The sequence below is a fragment of the uncultured Litoreibacter sp. genome (genome assembly GCF_947487515.1).
In the GTDB taxonomy this organism is placed as follows: Bacteria; Pseudomonadota; Alphaproteobacteria; order Rhodobacterales; family Rhodobacteraceae; genus Litoreibacter.
Genome location: NZ_CANKWO010000005.1, coordinates 24463 through 42314, shown reverse-complemented (window position 1 = coordinate 42314; position 17852 = coordinate 24463). Strand labels below are relative to the sequence as shown.

Here is a 17852-nt window from a genome sequence, read left to right as displayed (position 1 = left end):
AGACAGCAGGTCTGCGGTTGCGGTCCGGAAGAAAGAGGGGCAGAGGGGCGCCGGCAAGCGGCGCGCCCCCTTGTTTTATGAACGAAAGGCGTCCGCAGCTTAAGCTGGGGAAACTGTGCCGTTCCATTCTTTGTTTTCTGCGATGTCCCAACCAGCGTTGGTTGTACCGGCATCTGCACCTTTGTCGTCTTGCATCGTGTACTCGATGTTGAAGCGACGGAAGTTCAGTGTCAGGGACTCTTCGATGCGGTCAAGACCGTCTTTGGAGCCGCCAGTTGTGTAGGAAGATACGATGATCATTTCCATGTGCAACTTGAAGTACTCAACCGGAGCGTCGCCACCGGATTTACGTACTGTCAGCAGGCCAGCGTCGATGTGCTTGCCGGACGTACATTTTTTGATCAGGTCGTTGGACGACTGGTCAACGTACTTGATGATGTTGATGTCTTGAACGTCGACTTTACCGCCGCCGCCGCCGCCGCCCATGTGGGTGGTGCCGGACTGAGTCATTCCCAGACCCCAGTTCAGAATATCGATTTCTTGTTTGTGGGACGCGTCCTGGGACTCGCCTTTGATGCTCGACAGTTTCAGAAAAATATCGACAGCCATGTGTCTTCTCCTTGGTTACAATAAATCAGTAGGAAACTTCGCTAATGAAATTGTTTATTTCCCACCGGGTAGTTTGGATACGAGGCTCATCCCGATATCCATTCCTTCCATTTGGAAGTGCGGTTTAAGGAAGAATTTGCCCATGTAGTAGCCAGGGTTTTCTTCATCCTCAATGACTTTCACCGTAGCGCCCGCCAGAGGTTTAAGCGCCTTTTCAGATTCGCTTGCCTCATCAGGGTTCAGGTGTACGTATTTCATGATCCAGCTTTGCAACTCGCGCTCGATTTGATCGCGGGAGCGGGACATGCCGATTTGGTCACGGACCATGCACTTCAGGTAGTGGCTGAAGCGGGATACAGCAAAGATATAGGGCAGGCGGGCCGACATGTTGTCGGATGCGGTTGCCTCTTCGTCTTTGTAGACCTTCGGTTTGTAAATCGACTGCGCGCCAATGAAGGCCGCTTTGTCTGTGTTCTTGCGGTGGACCAGCCCGATCAGGCCGGCTTTGGTCAGCTCGCCTTCGCGGCGGTCGCTGATCGCAATTTCGGTTGGGCATTTCAGGTCAGTGGACCCGTCGCCTGTGTCGAATGTATGCGATGGCAGGTTGATCACTTCGCCGCCCGATTGAACACCGCGGATTTGAACGGTCCAACCGTGCTCTTTATGTGCGCGGTTGATGTTCGCAGCCATTGCGTGTGCCGCATTCATCCAAGCGTATTGCGTGCCTTCGTGACCATCGGTTTCTTCCTCGAAGTTGAACTCGTCAACTGGCAGGGAATTCTGACCGTAAGGTTCACGCGACAGAACGCGTGGCATGGTCAGGCCGATGTAGCGGGAGTTTTCGCTGTCACGCAGCGAGTTCCATGCGGCATAGTCCGGTGTATCAAACACGGTGGACAGATCGCGCGGGTTGTTCAACTCGTTCCAGCTGTCCATGCCCATCAGGGTTGGCGCAACGGAAGACAAGAACGGCGCCATGGAAGAGGCGGCGATTTTGCCCATGTCGCGCAGCAAGCGAACATCGGCTGCGGATTGGTCGAAGTAGAAGTCGCCCACAAGCGCGCCGTAAGGCTGACCACCAAGTTGTCCGAACTCGTGCTCGTAGATCTGTTTGAAGATCGGTGACTGATCCCATTTGGCACCCGGGAAGGAGCGAAGCTCACGTTCCAGTTCCGCTTTCGAGACGTTCATCACGTTGATTTTCAAGGACGCATCGGTCTCGGAGTTGTTGACCGTATAGGCCAAGCCGCGCCAAGAAGCTTCGATCTTCTGATATTCTTCGTGGTGGATAATCGCGTTGACCTGAGCGCTCAGCTTTTCGTCGATGGCTGCAATCATCTGGTCGATAGTGTCGATTACGTCGTCGGATACAAGGTCTTGGTCTTGCATCGCGGTTGCAACCAAAGTCGTTACCGCGTTTTCAACTTCCTTAGCAGCTACGTCGGAGCGCGGCTTGAAGTTCTGCTTTAGAACATCAGAAAACTCGTCAAGCTCGCTTAGAGCTCCACCAGCTTGGGCGCCGTCCTGTTGGGCTTCTGTCGCCATTGTCGTTCCCCTTAATTATCACTTGCCCGTGCAGCACTCTTTGGCGCACAGGGGGTATATATCTCGTTACTCTTCTGCGTCGCCGTCGCCAGCTGCTGGCGTGCGCTCAGCCAAGGCAGCCATCAACTCAGGATCTTCCAGCAGCGCCTTGATCTGGTCTTGGGCCGCAGATTTTCCGTTCATGTAGCGCTGCAAGTTTGCAAGCTGGGTGCGTGCTTCGAGCAATTTCGCCAAAGCTGGAACCTGACGAGCAACTTCGCCCGGGCTCAGGTCTTCCATCTTTTTGAAGTTGAGGTTCACGCTCATCTTGGTGCCGGACTCTGGGTCCAAGGTGTTATCAACCTGCATCGCGATGCCAGGTGCCACTGAATCCATGTAGTCATCAAGGCTGTCTTGGTCGACGCGTGTAAACTCGCGCTCTGCGACAGGTGCCTTCTCTACCTCGGAAGCGTTGCCGCTGAGGTCAGACATGATGCCCATGACAAATGGCAACTCGACCATCTTGTCAGACTCGTAGGGATCCGCGTAGGAAATGTTTACCCGTGGTGGTCGGTTGCGTTTAATAAAACCGGTCGCTGAATCTGAGGCCATATTCCCTCTCCCTAAAATCTACGCGATAAGAAAGCCTTAATCACCATTTGCTGTCAACGCATTTAGGTGATTTTTCACTCTATCTTCACATTCAATTATCAATAAACCCGCTCATAGTGTCCTAAGGTCACCATTATTCGCCTTGTCCGTCGGACGCGGGCATCAATTCCTTAACTATCGCATGAAAGTCTTTATCCAAAAATCCGCGCGCTTTCAACAAAAGGATTGGAATCGGGCTGACCGGTTCGCTCCGGCGATAGAAATCTTCCACCGCTTTGATGACCGACGCGGCGTCCGGCCGAGTGGTGATCATATCCGGAATCTGCCCCTCGGCGTCACTGGGGTCTGGTCCAGAAGACGCGCGCACCTCCCCAGACAGCGACCGCAAGCGATCCATCGAGATGACAAAACCTGTTTCTGCGCCGAAGTCGATTTTGGCTTGCCCCGCATGGTCTGGCAGCAAGGTGTCCATCGCCTCGACCAATGGCTTGCCGATCAGCAAACGTGCTTGGGTCACTAATAGCAATGCGGCGGCGGAGGGTTCTTTGTTGGCGAAATACTGTTCCACAACTTCCAAAGCGAGCCGCGCCGCAGAATGGGTCGGAATGACAACCGGACCCGAAAGCGTAGAAGCTTGCGCGGGGGCTGCAGATCCGACCGCGACAGCACCTTCTTCACCTTCGATAGCGCCTGAATCATCTGCTGCGCCTTCAGCGGCCTCGGCCTCCGCACTGGAGCCCCCCAGATCGGGACGCGCTTGAACGATAAGGTCCAGCAATTCCGCCAAGCGATTTTGAAGCTTCTCAATATCCGGAGTGAAAGGGCTGTCTTCTTGGGCCTTGGTGACGTCGATTATGCGGGTCGCGGCCGTTTTGGCGGCTTCCAGTTTCTCGTGCGTTTTGTCGACTTCTTTTTGGTTGGCCTCATTGCTGAGGACCGCCAACAAGGTTCCAGCGTCCCCGACGTCTTCGTCCTCGCGCGGCTCTACCTGACCGGTGGCAAGCAGATACATCCGCTGGTTCACCGCGCCGCTGCGACGGTCTTCAGCCAGCGTGGCGTATTGCAGCGGCATGGTGACCGTGGCCAATGTGTTCAGCTCTTCGATGGCATTGCGCCGCTCGTTGTTGTCGCCGTTCACTTGCGGATGCGCATCCGTCGGATGTGCCTCTAACAGATCAGCCATCGCCGTGAAGGCGTCGCAAAACCCGTGCAACCGGCCAGCCAAAATCTGGAAGCGCGCCTGAATGCCAAGCAAACGCAAATCACGCGTCCGCTTAAGAAGGGCTTCAATTTGCTTTTCTTCACCCTTGAAATCGATCGATTTGGGGTCGAAAAGCACCTCGCGAACCAAATCATAGTACTTCGTGGGCATCCGCTCCGGTGCTTCGAAGAAGTACCCGATAAAATCCGGATCGTCCTCAACCAGCAGGTCAGCACCACAGGGCGCGTCAGGCGAAATAGGGTCGGCGATTTTATCGTATTTCATGCAAGGTCCCGAAATGCGAACGGCCATCCAAACCCGTCAAAGGGAGAGATGGCCGCTCATATCAATTCACAGCGTGTTCAATCTGAGCTTAGCGAAGGTCGATGCGCAGTTCGACACGGCGATTTTCCGGATCAAATTCGTCGGCAACACGAGGCTGTGCTTTGCCAAGACCTACGGCTGACAGGCGCTCTTCGGAAATGCCTTGGTCCGTTAGAAACGCCGACACGGCCGCCGCGCGGGCTTCCGACAGGTCGATGTTGTAGCCTTCGGTGCCGCGTGCATCAGTGTGACCTTCGACAACGAAGCGGGCAATCTCAAGACGCTCGTCTTTCATCATCAACGCGAAGACCTTCAGGCTTTCTGCAGCTTCTGGTGTCAGCGTGGCAGAATCCAACTCGAAGTTGATTCGCATGTCCAAGCCTTGTGGGACGGAAGGTGTCGCGCCGGTGTCGCACTCTTGTGCGGTGCCGATGCAGATGCCGCGTGTGGCGCCCATGTCGATGGAATTAATATAGAAATCTACAAGCTCGTCAGTCGTATATGCAGATTGTGCAGAGGCTGGCGCAGACAGGGCTGCAAACACAGCGGCGGTCGCAAGAAGACGCTTCATGGTAACACCTTTTCAAAATAATACTGCGCGCATCATACGGCGCGACAACCCATCGGTCAATGAGACGTCGGGCAACTCACTGTTTCCAAGGTGCGATTTCACGAGTGTGAATTATTTGTAATTATTGACCGCCACCGGCTTTGATCGAGGAATCATAGGCCTCTGCGAAATACGCAAGAAACACATCAAGCATGCCGTTCTCATAGGGGTGGGTTTTGGCGTCCCACCGCTCCACGAAGACTTCCCAGTTGCGGGCGCGTTTACCGCCGCCCACCACTGCCAACTTGCTTGCCCCGCCGGACCGCTTTTCGATGGCTTCGGGCGACAGGTCTTCAAGCAAACGCGCCAACGCAGGCTGAATGGCGGAATAGACCGCGGTTTGGTGCCGCTTGATGTCGCCAAAGGCCTCGACCAGCGTAGATGTCCCGTCAAGATACCCTTGGCGGGGATTCAGATACATCACATCTAGCGCTTGCGCCGCATCTGGCATGAATTTCAGCGGATTATTGTCCGTCTGACCCATCATTGTGCGCGAACCGCTTTTCACAAATTGCTTGGTGGCCGCGCGCGCACCTAGCAGGGCTTTTAGCTCTTCGGTGGTGACCCTAAGGGATTGGCCCAGCTCGCGGGCCAACTCCATCGGGTCTTTTGACGGCAGACTGTCCAAGGGCAATCCTGCGCCCTCGCAAAACGCGCGCAACACGGCGTCAGCATTTGGCCCAGCCGCGACGGGGGCCGCAGCAGTCGGCGGGGTTGCCGCCGCTGGAGCAGCTGGGGCCGCAGCGGGCGCAGAGGCTGGCGCGAACCCTTCTGGAGCCGGAGCCGCAGCGGGTGGCGTAGGGGCTACCGGCGCGCTGGCGGGCGGGGCCGCTGGTGGGGCGGGGGGGGCAACAGGTGCGGCCGCTGCAAAAGGTGACGCATCAGGCGCCGCAGGAGCGGGGGCCGCGGGTGGCGGCGTCGGTGTGGCTGGCGGGGTTGGATTGACGATAAAATTGTCGCCAAAGTCGCCACGCCACGCATTTTCTTCTGTCGGAGTGACATTCACCGGCTCCGCAGGGCCGCCCCCCAAATTCCAAGGGTCGCCGCCACTTGCAGCTGGGGCGTCGGCTGGGGCATCAGCCCCCCAACTTGCAGCAGCCCCTTCCAATACAATCACAATGATGTAGTGACCGACCTGCAGACGATCCATATGGGCTATCTGGTAGGGGCTCTCTACACGGTGGGAATGGCCCTGCAGGTAGGTGCCGTTGGTGGAGGTGTCATTTAGCCAGTAGACGCCATTTTGAAACGTGATCTCGAAATGCTGACTAGAGATATGGCGTGCCGGATCAGGCAGGGTCCAATCCATGGCGCCATCTCGGCCAACCAAAATGCCGCGCCCTTCGACGGAAATTTCCAGCGGACCACCGTCCTCTAGAAAGTCGTGATTTTCAATTCTCAGGGTCAACTTCATTTGGGGCAACAGCCTTGAACAGGGTACAATTGATAAGAATGGCAGCGGATGTGCAGATTACCGCGTGCTTCTGGGTAGATAGGGTATTTTTCAATCCCCGACTAGAGTTTGCGCCAGCGTAATGAACCGCGCAAGGTTGATTGACCGTTGGGGCAAGCCCCCTCGTGCCAAACAAGACAAGATGCCGGCATTGACGGCGCGCGGGGTACTTAGATCAACCGGCTCGTCGCGCCGCCCGCCCCCCGACACTCCGGTGGCAAGGCCAAGCCAGACGCCTGGAGTCTTGGAAGGTGCGCTCAAGGCGACGTCATAGATCCCACGCCGATTGCTGTCGGAGGGGTCATGTGCCCAGCCGCCGATCAGTTCCAGCAACTGATGGTCAATCGGGGTGAGATGTTCGCGCATTGTCGTCATGCATTCATGCGCCCACCAGACCGATATCCGCGGTTGAAACGCATAGGAGGCCATGGTCACGGCTTCTTCGGGTGTGGTGGAAGAACGCAACCGCGCGAGCAGAAACGACACGCTTTCATTCGCCCGCGGCTGAAGCTGGATGTCCTCTTTCAGCTCCGGCATCATGGCATATAGATCGGGGGCAAGCACTGTGCGCAGGTTCGACGACGGCGGGACAGTGCGGTCTCCGTCAAGCAAACCGCCGCCGGAAGTCGTTTTGGGGGTCTCGCTCATAGGGCCCACCATTTAGGGTCATTCAGGAAGGGGGTCACACAATTCATTCGACGTCGCTTCAATAAAAACTAAAATCAGGCGATGCCCCTATTCAATGCCAAATGCTGTGGCCCGTCAATCATCGCGTTAGGCTAAAGGTGCAGGAAAAGGGCGTTATTCAACGATGTCGCGAACATGGCCAAGGATCACCCCTTCCTCATCGGTGGGAAGGACGCAGACTTGGACAGCGCTTTCAGAGGCTTGGATATGCGTTTCTCCCGCCGTGTTTTTCGAAGCATCCAGCGTGACACCCAGCCACTTTAGATGGGCGCAAATCCCAGCCCGCACGGCGGCCGAGTTCTCCCCGATCCCAGCCGTAAACACCAAAGCATCCAAGCCACCAATATCCGGCAACATGCGTGACAACTCTTGGGCCGCGCGCAGGCAAAACAACTCGATTGCTTCCACAGCTTCCGGCGCGGTGCTTTCTTGCAAAACCTGCATGGCGTTTGAAACGCCAGACACGCCCATCAGGCCCGATTCCTTATAGAGAAGCTGTTCTATCTGGCGGGGTGTCATCCCCAATCCTTGCTGAAGGTAGATCAGCACACCCGGATCGATGCTGCCGCATCGCCGCCCCATCACCAGCCCGTCCAACGCCGAGAACCCCATGGTTGTCGCGACGCTCCTGCGCCCTGTCATCGCGCACATGCTTGCGCCATTTCCCAAATGCGCCACAACCACACGCCCGTCAGCCGCTTCCCCCAGATGGCGCGGCAAAATGCGGGCGATATATTCATACGACAGCCCGTGAAATCCGTATCGAATGACCCCTTGCTCTGTCAGGGAGCGCGGCAGCCCGAACATGCGGCTCAATTTGGGCTGGCTGGCATGGAACCCTGTGTCAAAGCAGGCGACCTGCGGCAAGTCTGCCTTCCAGCCGCGCACAGCACGGATCGCCCCAAGGTTATGCGGTTGATGCGAGGGGGCCAGCGGTTCCAGTGTTGTCATCTCGGCCAAATTTTCGTCGGTAATCAACACCGGCTTGGAGAATTTCGTTCCTCCATGCACAACGCGATGCCCGACTGCGGTGATCTCTCCGAACTCCGCATGGGTGGTCAGCCAACCAAGCACGCGTTGTACAATTTCATCATGCGGGGTTGCAGGCGTCATGTCACCCAAGGCATCAGCACTTGCACCCGTCGCGCTGAACTCTGGTGCACGGCCAATGCCCGACACCTTGCCTTTGAGAACCGGAGCATCTTGTGCGTTGGAATAGGCTGCAAACTTCAGGCTAGACGACCCAGCATTTAGGACCAATTGTATATCAGACATTCCTCGGTGCTCCATTAGACGCGTGAAATCGAAGCGGCGTTTCCCCACCCGAGTTGGCCTAGGCCTTCCTCAGATGTCGCGCAAGACTTAACACTATCCTTTCAGCCGCCTGTACGCGCCGAATTCCGCGAAGTGATGCGGCCGGACTTAAAGCCCACCCAGCAGCCACTAGAGCAGTTTCGATGCACCGCCGGAAAGGCCCACAAGCATCGCGTCCGCGCCAAACATCCTGTGGACCGGTCTTATAAGAACATCCGGCGCGACACTCTGTTTGGCAACATAATCTTGATTACATGCAACCCCAATTGTGCCCCATGCAGCCTCGCATGGTGTCCGGTCGGCCTGATCTAGTCCTGCAGTGAAACGATAACTTTTATCATATCGGTTCTGTCAGCAGCCAAGTCGCCGAAGGATTGTTGCAAATCCGGCAGTGATATCACCTTGGAACACAGGGCATCCGCGTTGATATGACCCTCCCGAAACGCTGTCATCACCCAGTCAAAATCCACCTTTAGCGCGTTGCGACTGCCGATAAGGCGCATCTCTCGCTTGTGAAATTCGGGGTCACTGAAGCGGATGCTTTCCTTGACGACACTGACCAACGTATATGTCCCGCCATGGCCGACGGCCCGAAAACCCTCCTCGATTGCGCCGACAAATCCGGTGGCGTCAAAGACCACGTCGAAGCCATCTCCTTGCGTTGATGCGATGGCCGCGTCAATGTCGGTGAACCCTTGGTTAAATCCAAAGCTTTCGGCCGCCATCTTCAACCGCCCTGCACTAAGATCAAGAAGCGTGACCTCCGCCCCTTTCAGGCGGGCGAACAAGGCAGTGCCTATGCCGATGGGGCCTACTCCGGTGACCAACACCCGATCCCTAAGCCCAACTTCAGAGCGGCGAACGGCATGCGCGCCAATCGCCAGAAACTCGACCATTGCCGCCTGCGTTGGGGTCAGCCCTGTAGCGGCATATAGGTTGCCCGCAGGCACGGCCAATTGCCTTGTTAGGCCCCCGTCGCGGTGCACGCCCAAGACTTCAATCTTCGAGCAGCAATTGGGTTTGCCCCGCAAACACGCTCGACAGGTTCCGCACGATAGATATGGGTTCACCACAACCAAGTCACCCGCTGCCCATCCGCTTGCGTCCGTCGCGACACGGCCGCTTAGCTCATGGCCAATCACGCGTGGGTACTCCAAAAACGGGTGCTTGCCTTCGAGGATATGATAGTCGGTGCCGCATAGGCCAACTGCGCATACGTCAATCAGGACCCACCCCTTCGGCACAAATTCGATGGCAGGCCGGACTTCAACGTCAAACCGTCCAGGTGCTACGACCACTCCGGCATCCATCGTGTCTTGGCTCATTAATTTTGTCCTCGCGGTGCCCAGCTGTCAGGGAGTGTCCCTTTTATAATCAGGCTTGGAATGTCATCTTTGTTTACGTCTTCGATCTTGAACGCCCCGACGTTGCGGCCCTTGTTCATAAGCTTTACGCGGTCGCATAGGTCAAGCACATCACGCGCCCCATTCCAATCGCCAACAGCCCCATGACCAAGGTTTGTAGCAGCACGGTCAAGCCGTCGATCACAGATAAGAAGGCAGGGCTGGTAAAGGCCAAAGACGGCGCCTAAATGGTCTTTAATTATAATAAACACTATGAAGTTCATTTTTGCAGGTCAAATGTTTTTAATTTTTACCCCGCATCGATAAATACCGTTTACAAGCGACCGCGAAACAAGAGGTGACACAGGCAATGGCCCGCACAAATACACGCTTTATCGAAGCCTATAACGATTGCTTATCCTTGTGCGAAGCAGCTGGAATCGGATCCGCGGTGCCCTCGGAAAATGCCATGGCGGACAGGTTGAATGTCAGTCGCACGATTGTGCGCAGTATTCTAACTCGCCTGATTGAGCAAAGTATCGTGACGGGTACGGGGCGCAGTAAGATCATCTCTCGCCTGCCTACGCGGGCTGACCGCTTGGATGGCCCGCCTCAGCTGCTCACCATTGAAGAACTCGAAAGCAAATTCCTCGATTGGGTGCTGCGGATGGATGTGCCTCCGGGAACAGTTTTGAATGTAGCGCAGCTGGCGAAAGATTTTTCCGTCGCCACCCATACACTGCAGGAATTTTTCTCGGCCCTCAGCCGATTTGGCATCGTCACAAGGCGCCCTCGTGGCGGTTGGAAACTCAACGGGTTTACCCCCGATTATGCCGTGGAGCTGTCGGATTTCCGGACAGTTCTGGAGCTAAATTCCGTGCGCCACCTCGTGACGCTTCCTCAAGATCACCCGATCTGGGTAAAACTCGACAAACTGGAGGCAGATCACCACGAACTGTTGGGGCGGATCGATAAGGATTACCACGACTTTTCTGTGTTAGATGAAGCCTTCCACGCCACCATAAACAGCGTGGTGACAAACCGCTTCGTTAAGGAATTCCAAAACATCATTTCCTTGGTCTTCCACTATCATTTTCAGTGGAACAAATCCGACGAACGCAGCCGCAACGAGGCCGCAATCCATGAACATCTGGCCTATCTTGAAGGGGTGCGAAGCCGTGACATCACCCGCGCCGAGGACGCCGCTCGCGCCCATCTTATGACGTCCAAGCAAACTTTGCTGAACTCTCTGAAAGCCAACAAACACTCTGAATAGATCGCGATTTTTCTAAGAGCCGTGAACGATCAGGATCGCGCGGCTTTGGTGCCCGCTGGCTACAATCGAATGAGGTCGGTCAGCGGCATATCGCACCGTGTCCCCTGCCCCTAAGGTCTCCGAAACCCCGTCGGTTGTGACAATGAGTTCACCACTAAAGACCGTCAGGTTTTCAAGGCAGCCGCGACTATGCGGCTCGCTTTCCAGCGTGCCATGGGCTTCAAACTGAAGATCGTAGATCTCCAGATCGCCCACCGTGTCAGGTGCGCTGAGCACACGAATTTGGCAAGACTTCCCCTTCGACATAATCACCGGAGTTTGCTCTGACCGGATGACCTCTTTGATCGGCCCGCGGTCTTTGTGGTCATCGTCCAGCAAGCCTGCAAAATCTACGTTCAGTGCGCGGGTCAGGTTGAGAAGGGTCGCGACAGTCGGGCTGCTTTCTCCACGCTCTATTTGCGACAACATCGACTTCGAGACACCGGCCAGAGAAGACAAAGCCTCCAAGCTCAATGACTTCGATTTGCGAGTGTCCTTCAGACGCTCTGCCAGCCGGAGGGATATTTCATGACGTTCTTGATCCATGGCCAAAGACTTGCCAGATCAATCACTGCTTATCAAGGAAAGCAAAGCCTCCCTCACATATTCCGCCAGTCCAACACGACCTTGCCGCTTGAACCACTGAGCATCGCGTCAAAACCTGCTTGAAAGTTGTCGGCCTCAAACCGGTGGGTGATGACCTTGGAGACATCAAGACCATTTTGAAGCATCGAGATCATCTTGTACCATGTCTCAAATATTTCGCGCCCGTAGACGCCCTTAAGCGTGAGGGCCTTAAACACAATGCGCGACCAATCGACTGGACTTTTGCCCGGGGGAATGCCCAGCATCGCAATGCGCCCTCCCATCACCATTGCCTCCACCATCTGATCCAAAGCTATTTGGCTACCGGACATCTCTAGCCCGACATCAAAACCTTGGGTCATACCCAAACGCGCGGTGACGTCGCCAAGGTCTTCCTTCAACACGTTCACCGGAACCACGTCAGCAACCGTCTGCGCCAATGCCAAACGGTCCGCGTTGACGTCCGTGATGACAACATTTCGCGCCCCCGCATGCCGTGCCACCGCCGCCGCCATTATGCCGATCGGACCTGCGCCTGTCACTAAAACGTCTTCGCTGACCAGATCGAAGCTCAAAGCCGTGTGAACCGCATTCCCCAATGGATCAAGGATTGCGCCAATATCGTCACTTATGTCGTCGGGAAGTGGTACAACATTGAAGGCCGGAAGCTTCAGGAATTGCGCAAACGCGCCGTTCTCATTTACCCCGATCCCCCGTGTTTGAGGGTCGAGGTGAAACTTGCCCGCGCGGGACTGGCGCGATTGCTTCCCAACCAAATGCCCTTCGCCGCTGACCCGTTGACCGATGGATAGGCCTTCAACACTGCGGCCCATTTCTACGATTTCTCCGGCGAATTCATGGCCGGTGATCAGCGGGACGGGAACCGTTGCACAGGCCCAGTCATCCCAGTTCCAAATGTGGATATCCGTCCCGCAAATGCCGGTCATATTAATCTTTATTAGAACGTCATCGGCCCCAATTTCAGGCACGGGTTCCCTGCACAGCCACAGGCCAGCTTCCGCCTTCGCTTTGACCAGAGCTTTCATCCCATTCGGCACGCTACCGATCATGCGATTACTCCAAGTTCGCGTCCAACCGCGCCAAACGCGTCAAGCGCATGATCCAAATCCGCTTTGGTCAATGTCGCGTTCATTTGGGTCCGAATGCGGGCCTGACCTTTTGGAACAACCGGAAAGAAAAAACCGGACACATAGATGCCACGGTCGAACAACTTGGCGGCCATCTGCTGTGCAACAGACGCCTCGCCCAACATAACAGGGATGATCGGGTGAACACCTTGTGGAAGAGTAAAGCCAAGCTCCAGCAATCCTTTGCGCCAATAGGCCGCGTTCTCGAAAAGTTGGCGTCGAAGGTCATCCCCGTCTTGCACCAGCTTCAAAGCTTCCAAAGACGCCGCAACAACACTGGGTGGCAAAGAGTTTGAAAAGAGATAGGGCCGCGCGCGTTGACGCAGCAAATCAATGACGGGTTGAGGCCCCGCGATATAGCCCCCAATCGCCCCTCCTAGGGCTTTCCCCAAGGTGCCCGTCAGAATATCGACCTTTGAATTCACCCCGAAATGCGAGGCCGTCCCTTGCCCCTTTTCCCCCATGAAGCCGGTGGAATGGCAGTCATCAACCATTACAATCGCTTCATATTTGTCCGCAAGTTCGGCAATTTCCGGCAGCTTGGCCAAATACCCGTCCATTGAGAACACACCGTCGGTTGCGATCATGATATGCCGCGCACCTGCGCTTTTGGCGGCCTTCAGCTGGGCCTCCAGATCCGCCATGTCCGAGTTGGCGTAGCGGTAGCGCTTGGCTTTGCACAAACGTATCCCGTCGATGATCGACGCATGGTTCAGGGCATCCGAAATTATTGCGTCCTCGGGGCCAAGCAATGGCTCAAACAACCCGCCGTTGGCGTCAAAACAGGCGGCGAACAGAATTGAATCATCTTTGCCAAGAAAGGCCGCAAGGCTTTGCTCCAACTGGCGATGAAGATCTTGGGTCCCGCAGATAAAGCGCACACTGGCCATTCCATAGCCATAGGTATCCATGGCCGATTTTGCGGCATCTATCAGCTTGGGGTGATCGGCAAGTCCAAGGTAGTTATTCGCACATAGGTTAATGACATCGTTATGCAGATGGCCCGCAAGCTGAACTTGAATCTTTCCCGCTTGCGGCGATGTGATCTCTCGTTCAACCTTCATCAAGCCCGCATCGTGGATGTCGCGCAGCGTCTCTTCGATCTGTGTGATAAAGCGGGGGGTCATCGTGATCTCCTTTGACTATGGAAAACCAATATAACGGACATATTCCGTTATCAAGGAATTTTTCATAGCAAATGCGGAACAGGTCATGTTGGCAGATAGACGGTGGTGAATGGCACTCCAACGTGAGTACGACCACCGTGAACCGGCTATACCGCAGCCATGGATGTTCCAACTCAATATGAAAACGCAGCCCCCACTTGGAACAAGAAAGTCTCGCGCCTTGGATATTCCAAGGCCTACACCGAGTTTCTTGCACAGGGCGCGCTGCGCTCCGGACCCGTTCTTGATGTGGGAACCGGCACCGGCACCTTCGCCTCTTCTTGGTTGGAGGCAGGCGGAAGTTCGGATCTTTCGCTGCTTGATCAGTCCACAGAAATGCTGAAGCAGGCACGCCAGCATTTCGCTCTTCGCGGGGTTTCCCCAAAGATCATCAATAGCAAATTCGACGACTTTTCTACCGACACCAAGTTCGATGCGATCTTGGCTGCTCATGTTCTCGAACATTTCGAAAATCCCGCAGAAGCCATGCGCAAATTTGCGCGAACCCTAGCCCCGCAAGGCCGTCTCTATTTGGTCGTGTCAAAGCCGCATTGGTGCAACTGGGTCATCTGGCTCAGATTTCGCCACCGCTGGTTCGCCCCCGAGGTCATTCAAGAGATGGCCCAAGACGCCGGACTATCCGAAGTGGCAGTTCACAGTTTTCTGTCCGGCCCACCCAGCCGCACCAGTTTCGGCTACATCTTTTCGAAAACCCAACCAAAGGACGCATAAATGCTCATTGCTCATGTCTCATTTCCAGTCTCAAACGAAAACCGATCCTTGGCGGTCAAAACCCTGACACAAGAGGTAGAGGCCGTACGGGCCATGAAGGGATGCATTGCCTTCGTGCCCTTTTGGGACGCGGTTCATGAGGGCGGCGTCGGGGTCTTGCATGAATGGGAAACAGCACAGGATTTTTCAGCCTATCTTGCATCAGACAGGTTTGCGGCGGTCGGTCAGGTTTTGCGCCCGATCATGACCTCGCCCCCCGTGAGCAAACGGTTTGACGCCACTTTGATTGAAAACGTAAACTGACGCATGCAGCCAGACGCCTATTGTTTTCACCGCAGCTTTGAACCTGCCGATCCGTCGCAATTCGAGGTGGATCGGCACTATCTGCTGTATGCGATGGAAGGAACTATTCGTCTGGAGGCGGACGGGCAACGCTGGACCCTTCCGCCAGCCCGCGCCGCGCTCATTCGCGCAGGCCATCCAATCACGATCACTGTCTTGTCCAAATTGACATCTGCGTCGGTCCTCTTTTCCACTGAATTTATGCCCGCCCCAGATCACGTTCTGACGGTGTTCGACATGTCGCCACTGGCGCGAGAGTTGGTGCGAGAATGTCGGGACTGGGGCCCCGAGAATGGGCCTTTGTCCCCCTACTCCAAACGTATCTTCGAAGCCCTCTTTGACGTTGTGCAAAAATTGTCTTTGGTGCCAAGCAAATGTGTCTTGCCCTCACCACGATCCGAGCACCTGTTAAAGGCCGTGCAACTGACCGAACGCTTGGCGCACACACCCCTTACCTTTGACGAGGTCGCACGTCAGTCCAACCAGTCGCCTCGTGCTTTGGCCCGTCGCTTTTCGTCGGAAATGGGAATGACCTGGCGCGAAGTTTTGCGCCACACCAGAGTAATGAACGCCGTGGAGGCGCTTGTCATGACCAACGCCCCGATTACTGAAATCGCGTTGTCAGTCGGATACGAATCCCTCTCCGGCTTCAACGCGGCGTTCAGGCGGCAAATGCAAATGTCTCCGACCGAATACCGCGCCAGCTGCATCTGCTAAACGCAATCGACGAAGCCCCAAAGCGACACCTAGGGTTCACAACAGGGGCCGTGCAGCTCTTTTCTGCGGACATATCGCCGCTGGTGGGAATTCCGGTTTTTTGTGGCGCCGGTGCGGGGATGGGGCCGACAGCTCTGGGACCTGTTTGCGCAAACTACGTCAATTAATTCAGCCGATTATCGACACCGCGCGAAATCCCAGACCAGCCGCAAACCGCCCGAGCCCGCCATGGGACCACTGAGTTTGGGCGAGTGTTTCCATGTCTCGTAGCCGTCAATCGTGTTGCAACCCGCATCATTCCCCTTAAAAAGCGTACCACACATTCGTGTGGCAGCTGTCTTGGCCACCTAGATGAAGGAAACTCCATGAAGAAAATTTACGGATCAGCAGCGGAGGCCCTTGATGGTTTGCTGCATGACGGCATGTTTATCGCCGCGGGCGGCTTTGGCCTATGCGGCATCCCCGAACTGTTGCTGCAGGCGATCAAGGAAGCTGGCACCAAGGATCTGACCTTTGCGTCCAACAACGCAGGCGTCGACGATTTTGGCATCGGCATTCTGTTGCAAACCCGTCAGGTCAAGAAAATGATCTCTTCCTATGTCGGTGAGAACGCCGAGTTCATGCGCCAGTATTTGTCTGGCGAGCTGGAGCTGGAATTCAACCCCCAAGGCACCTTGGCCGAACGCATGCGTTCTGGCGGCTGCGGCATTCCGGGTTTCTACACAAAGACAGGTGTGGGGACGGTGATTGCCGAAGGCAAAGAGCACAAAGAATTCCCAACCGGCCCCGATGGCGCATCCGAGACCTACATCATGGAAGAAGGCATTTTTGCCGATCTGGCCATTGTGAAGGCGTGGAAGGCCGATGAAACCGGCAACCTCGTGTTCCGCAAAACCGCGCGCAACTTCAACCCACCTGCCGCGATGTGCGGCAAGGTCTGTGTGGTTGAAGTTGAGGAAATCGTACCAACAGGCTCGCTTGATCCGGACAGCATTCACCTGCCGGGTATCTATGTGCATCGCATCATCCAAGGCGATCACGAGAAACGAATTGAGCAACGCACCGTGAGGACAGCATAATGTGGGATCGTAACCAAATGGCCGAACGGGCCGCTCAAGAGCTGCAAGACGGCACCTATGTGAACCTCGGCATCGGCATCCCGACGCTGGTGTCCAACTACATCCCCGAGGGTGTGGAAGTGACGCTGCAATCCGAAAACGGCATGTTGGGCATGGGCCCCTTCCCGCTTGAGGAAGACATCGACGCTGATCTGATCAACGCCGGTAAGCAAACCATCACCGAGCTGCCTCAAACCGCTTATTTCGACAGCTCGCAAAGCTTTGGAATGATCCGTGGTGGCAAGATCGCTATGGCGATTTTGGGCGCTATGGAAGTGGCCGAAAACGGCGACCTCGCCAACTGGATGATCCCGGGCAAGCTGGTCAAAGGCATGGGCGGTGCGATGGATCTGGTGGCCGGTGTTGGCCGTGTGGTTGTGGTCATGGATCACACCAACAAACACGGCGAAAGCAAGCTTTTGAAAGAATGCACTCTGCCGTTGACCGGTCAAAAAGTCGTCGACCGCATCATCACCAATCTGGGTGTGCTGGATGTGGTCGAAGGCGGCTTGAAAATCGTCGAATGCGCGGAAGGTGTGTCCGAAGAAGAACTCAAGGCCGCAACCGAAGCGAAGATCGTCTGATGACACAGCAACTGCTCCCCGAAGGTGAACTCACTCTGCAAACGGTGGCCTTTCCCAAGGACACAAACTCTGGCGGAGATATCTTCGGGGGGTGGGTGATTTCCCAGATGGACATCGCCGCCGGTACGACTGCGCAGCAACGCGCTCAGGGCCGTGTGGCCACCGTCGCCATTGAGGCCATGCGCTTCCACGCCCCAATTCTTGTGGGGGATTTGGTGTCGGTCTACACCCAGATCGTCAAAACTGGGAATACGTCTCTGACCATGCATGTTGAGACATGGGTGCGCCGCCAACGTACCGAAGAACTTGTGATGGTGACGGAAGGTGATTTCACCTTCGTCGCGATCAAGGATTCCGGCATAAAGCGTCCACTGCCCCCGTCTAAATAGGCGCTTGAAGGTTTCAAATTCTCACCAAAGTGAGGTCATGAATTGGTCACAGTGACCGTTCATTTCAGAGGGATTAAAA

Annotated in this window: 20 protein-coding genes; 7 read left to right on the top strand and 13 right to left on the bottom strand. The window is 55.7% G+C overall.

The window, feature by feature from the left end; all coding sequences use genetic code 11:
• Positions 1-99 precede the first annotated feature (99 nt).
• From Q0746_RS16440 to Q0746_RS16395, 10 genes are all read right to left on the bottom strand, one after another.
• A complete protein-coding gene (locus Q0746_RS16440; protein ID WP_298262194.1) occupies positions 100-609 on the bottom strand; it encodes a type VI secretion system tube protein Hcp in 510 nt (169 codons plus the stop codon).
• 54 nt (positions 610-663) lie between these two features.
• Positions 664-2154 carry a type VI secretion system contractile sheath large subunit gene (gene tssC, locus Q0746_RS16435; RefSeq protein WP_298262193.1) on the bottom strand — a complete coding sequence of 497 codons (1491 nt, stop codon included), beginning with the start codon at positions 2152-2154 and terminating at the stop codon, positions 664-666.
• Between the two features lie 66 nt (positions 2155-2220).
• Complete coding sequence (gene tssB / locus Q0746_RS16430) at positions 2221-2745, bottom strand: type VI secretion system contractile sheath small subunit (RefSeq protein WP_298262192.1); 525 nt, start codon at positions 2743-2745, stop codon at positions 2221-2223.
• Positions 2746-2878: 133 nt separating this feature from the next.
• Positions 2879-4231, bottom strand: coding sequence for a type VI secretion system ImpA family N-terminal domain-containing protein (locus Q0746_RS16425; RefSeq protein ID WP_298262191.1), 1353 nt, complete (start codon positions 4229-4231; stop codon positions 2879-2881).
• 88 nt (positions 4232-4319) lie between these two features.
• Positions 4320-4841 carry an OmpA family protein gene (locus Q0746_RS16420; RefSeq protein WP_298262190.1) on the bottom strand — a complete coding sequence of 174 codons (522 nt, stop codon included), beginning with the start codon at positions 4839-4841 and terminating at the stop codon, positions 4320-4322.
• Between the two features lie 121 nt (positions 4842-4962).
• Positions 4963-6294: a type VI secretion system-associated FHA domain protein TagH gene (tagH, locus tag Q0746_RS16415; RefSeq protein WP_298262189.1), complete on the bottom strand. Its 1332-nt coding sequence runs from the start codon at positions 6292-6294 to the stop codon at positions 4963-4965.
• A gap of 90 nt (positions 6295-6384) precedes the next feature.
• The gene (locus Q0746_RS16410) at positions 6385-6981 is read right to left on the bottom strand and encodes a hypothetical protein (RefSeq protein ID WP_298262188.1); all 597 of its coding nucleotides are present in this window, start codon (positions 6979-6981) and stop codon (positions 6385-6387) included.
• 153 nt (positions 6982-7134) lie between these two features.
• The gene (locus tag Q0746_RS16405; protein ID WP_298262187.1) at positions 7135-8295 is read right to left on the bottom strand and encodes an acetate/propionate family kinase; all 1161 of its coding nucleotides are present in this window, start codon (positions 8293-8295) and stop codon (positions 7135-7137) included.
• A gap of 347 nt (positions 8296-8642) precedes the next feature.
• A complete protein-coding gene (locus Q0746_RS16400; RefSeq protein ID WP_298262186.1) occupies positions 8643-9659 on the bottom strand; it encodes a zinc-binding alcohol dehydrogenase family protein in 1017 nt (338 codons plus the stop codon).
• Positions 9660-9783: 124 nt separating this feature from the next.
• Positions 9784-9912, bottom strand: a complete 129-nt coding sequence (locus tag Q0746_RS16395; RefSeq protein WP_298262185.1) for a hypothetical protein — start codon at positions 9910-9912, stop codon at positions 9784-9786.
• 135 nt (positions 9913-10047) lie between these two features.
• Here Q0746_RS16395 and Q0746_RS16390 point away from each other — a divergent pair, with 135 nt between their 5' ends.
• The gene (locus Q0746_RS16390) at positions 10048-10953 is read left to right on the top strand and encodes a GntR family transcriptional regulator (protein WP_298262184.1); all 906 of its coding nucleotides are present in this window, start codon (positions 10048-10050) and stop codon (positions 10951-10953) included.
• A gap of 12 nt (positions 10954-10965) precedes the next feature.
• Here Q0746_RS16390 and Q0746_RS16385 read toward each other — a convergent pair whose 3' ends face one another.
• Genes Q0746_RS16385 through Q0746_RS16375 form a run of 3 tightly spaced genes read right to left on the bottom strand, consistent with a single transcriptional unit; the run spans position 10966 to position 13852 of the window.
• Positions 10966-11538, bottom strand: a complete 573-nt coding sequence (locus Q0746_RS16385; RefSeq protein WP_298262183.1) for an XRE family transcriptional regulator — start codon at positions 11536-11538, stop codon at positions 10966-10968.
• 53 nt (positions 11539-11591) lie between these two features.
• Complete coding sequence (gene tdh, locus Q0746_RS16380) at positions 11592-12647, bottom strand: L-threonine 3-dehydrogenase (protein ID WP_298262182.1); 1056 nt, start codon at positions 12645-12647, stop codon at positions 11592-11594.
• Positions 12644-13852 carry a glycine C-acetyltransferase gene (locus tag Q0746_RS16375; protein ID WP_298262181.1) on the bottom strand — a complete coding sequence of 403 codons (1209 nt, stop codon included), beginning with the start codon at positions 13850-13852 and terminating at the stop codon, positions 12644-12646. Before Q0746_RS16375 ends, tdh begins: the two co-directional genes overlap by 4 nt.
• Positions 13853-14011: 159 nt before the next feature.
• Here Q0746_RS16375 and Q0746_RS16370 point away from each other — a divergent pair, with 159 nt between their 5' ends.
• From Q0746_RS16370 to Q0746_RS16345, 6 genes are all read left to right on the top strand, one after another.
• Positions 14012-14623, top strand: a complete 612-nt coding sequence (locus tag Q0746_RS16370; RefSeq protein WP_298262180.1) for a class I SAM-dependent methyltransferase — start codon at positions 14012-14014, stop codon at positions 14621-14623.
• Complete coding sequence (locus Q0746_RS16365) at positions 14624-14926, top strand: antibiotic biosynthesis monooxygenase (protein WP_298262179.1); 303 nt, start codon at positions 14624-14626, stop codon at positions 14924-14926. It abuts the gene before it with no gap.
• A gap of 3 nt (positions 14927-14929) precedes the next feature.
• Positions 14930-15682 carry an AraC family transcriptional regulator gene (locus tag Q0746_RS16360; protein ID WP_298262178.1) on the top strand — a complete coding sequence of 251 codons (753 nt, stop codon included), beginning with the start codon at positions 14930-14932 and terminating at the stop codon, positions 15680-15682.
• A 365-nt stretch (positions 15683-16047) separates the two neighbouring features.
• The gene (locus tag Q0746_RS16355; protein ID WP_298262177.1) at positions 16048-16761 is read left to right on the top strand and encodes a CoA transferase subunit A; all 714 of its coding nucleotides are present in this window, start codon (positions 16048-16050) and stop codon (positions 16759-16761) included.
• Entirely contained in the window at positions 16758-17384 is a 627-nt protein-coding gene (locus Q0746_RS16350) for a 3-oxoacid CoA-transferase subunit B (RefSeq protein ID WP_298262218.1), read from the top strand. The genes Q0746_RS16355 and Q0746_RS16350 overlap by 4 nt, the downstream gene beginning before the upstream one ends.
• Positions 17384-17773 (top strand): acyl-CoA thioesterase, encoded by a 390-nt coding sequence (locus Q0746_RS16345; RefSeq protein WP_298262176.1) that lies wholly within the window; start codon positions 17384-17386, stop codon positions 17771-17773. Before Q0746_RS16350 ends, Q0746_RS16345 begins: the two co-directional genes overlap by 1 nt.
• Positions 17774-17852 lie beyond the last annotated feature (79 nt).

Bases quoted from the DNA above. Each gene is read 5' to 3' on its own strand.
- Q0746_RS16420 (WP_298262190.1), bottom strand. From the start codon at position 4,841: ATGAAGCGTCTTCTTGCGACCGCCGCTGTGTTTGCAGCCCTGTCTGCG.
- Q0746_RS16370 (WP_298262180.1), top strand. From the start codon at position 14,012: ATGGATGTTCCAACTCAATATGAAAACGCAGCCCCCACTTGGAACAAG.
- Q0746_RS16405 (WP_298262187.1), bottom strand. From the start codon at position 8,295: ATGTCTGATATACAATTGGTCCTAAATGCTGGGTCGTCTAGCCTGAAG.
- Q0746_RS16355 (WP_298262177.1), top strand. From the start codon at position 16,048: ATGAAGAAAATTTACGGATCAGCAGCGGAGGCCCTTGATGGTTTGCTG.
- Q0746_RS16365 (WP_298262179.1), top strand. From the start codon at position 14,624: ATGCTCATTGCTCATGTCTCATTTCCAGTCTCAAACGAAAACCGATCC.
- tssC (WP_298262193.1), bottom strand. From the start codon at position 2,154: ATGGCGACAGAAGCCCAACAGGACGGCGCCCAAGCTGGTGGAGCTCTA.
- Q0746_RS16400 (WP_298262186.1), bottom strand. From the start codon at position 9,659: ATGAGCCAAGACACGATGGATGCCGGAGTGGTCGTAGCACCTGGACGG.
- Q0746_RS16390 (WP_298262184.1), top strand. From the start codon at position 10,048: ATGGCCCGCACAAATACACGCTTTATCGAAGCCTATAACGATTGCTTA.
- Q0746_RS16375 (WP_298262181.1), bottom strand. From the start codon at position 13,852: ATGACCCCCCGCTTTATCACACAGATCGAAGAGACGCTGCGCGACATC.
- tagH (WP_298262189.1), bottom strand. From the start codon at position 6,294: ATGAAGTTGACCCTGAGAATTGAAAATCACGACTTTCTAGAGGACGGT.
- Q0746_RS16440 (WP_298262194.1), bottom strand. From the start codon at position 609: ATGGCTGTCGATATTTTTCTGAAACTGTCGAGCATCAAAGGCGAGTCC.
- Q0746_RS16360 (WP_298262178.1), top strand. From the start codon at position 14,930: ATGCAGCCAGACGCCTATTGTTTTCACCGCAGCTTTGAACCTGCCGAT.
- Q0746_RS16345 (WP_298262176.1), top strand. From the start codon at position 17,384: ATGACACAGCAACTGCTCCCCGAAGGTGAACTCACTCTGCAAACGGTG.
- Q0746_RS16385 (WP_298262183.1), bottom strand. From the start codon at position 11,538: ATGGATCAAGAACGTCATGAAATATCCCTCCGGCTGGCAGAGCGTCTG.
- tssB (WP_298262192.1), bottom strand. From the start codon at position 2,745: ATGGCCTCAGATTCAGCGACCGGTTTTATTAAACGCAACCGACCACCA.
- Q0746_RS16425 (WP_298262191.1), bottom strand. From the start codon at position 4,231: ATGAAATACGATAAAATCGCCGACCCTATTTCGCCTGACGCGCCCTGT.
- tdh (WP_298262182.1), bottom strand. From the start codon at position 12,647: ATGATCGGTAGCGTGCCGAATGGGATGAAAGCTCTGGTCAAAGCGAAG.
- Q0746_RS16410 (WP_298262188.1), bottom strand. From the start codon at position 6,981: ATGAGCGAGACCCCCAAAACGACTTCCGGCGGCGGTTTGCTTGACGGA.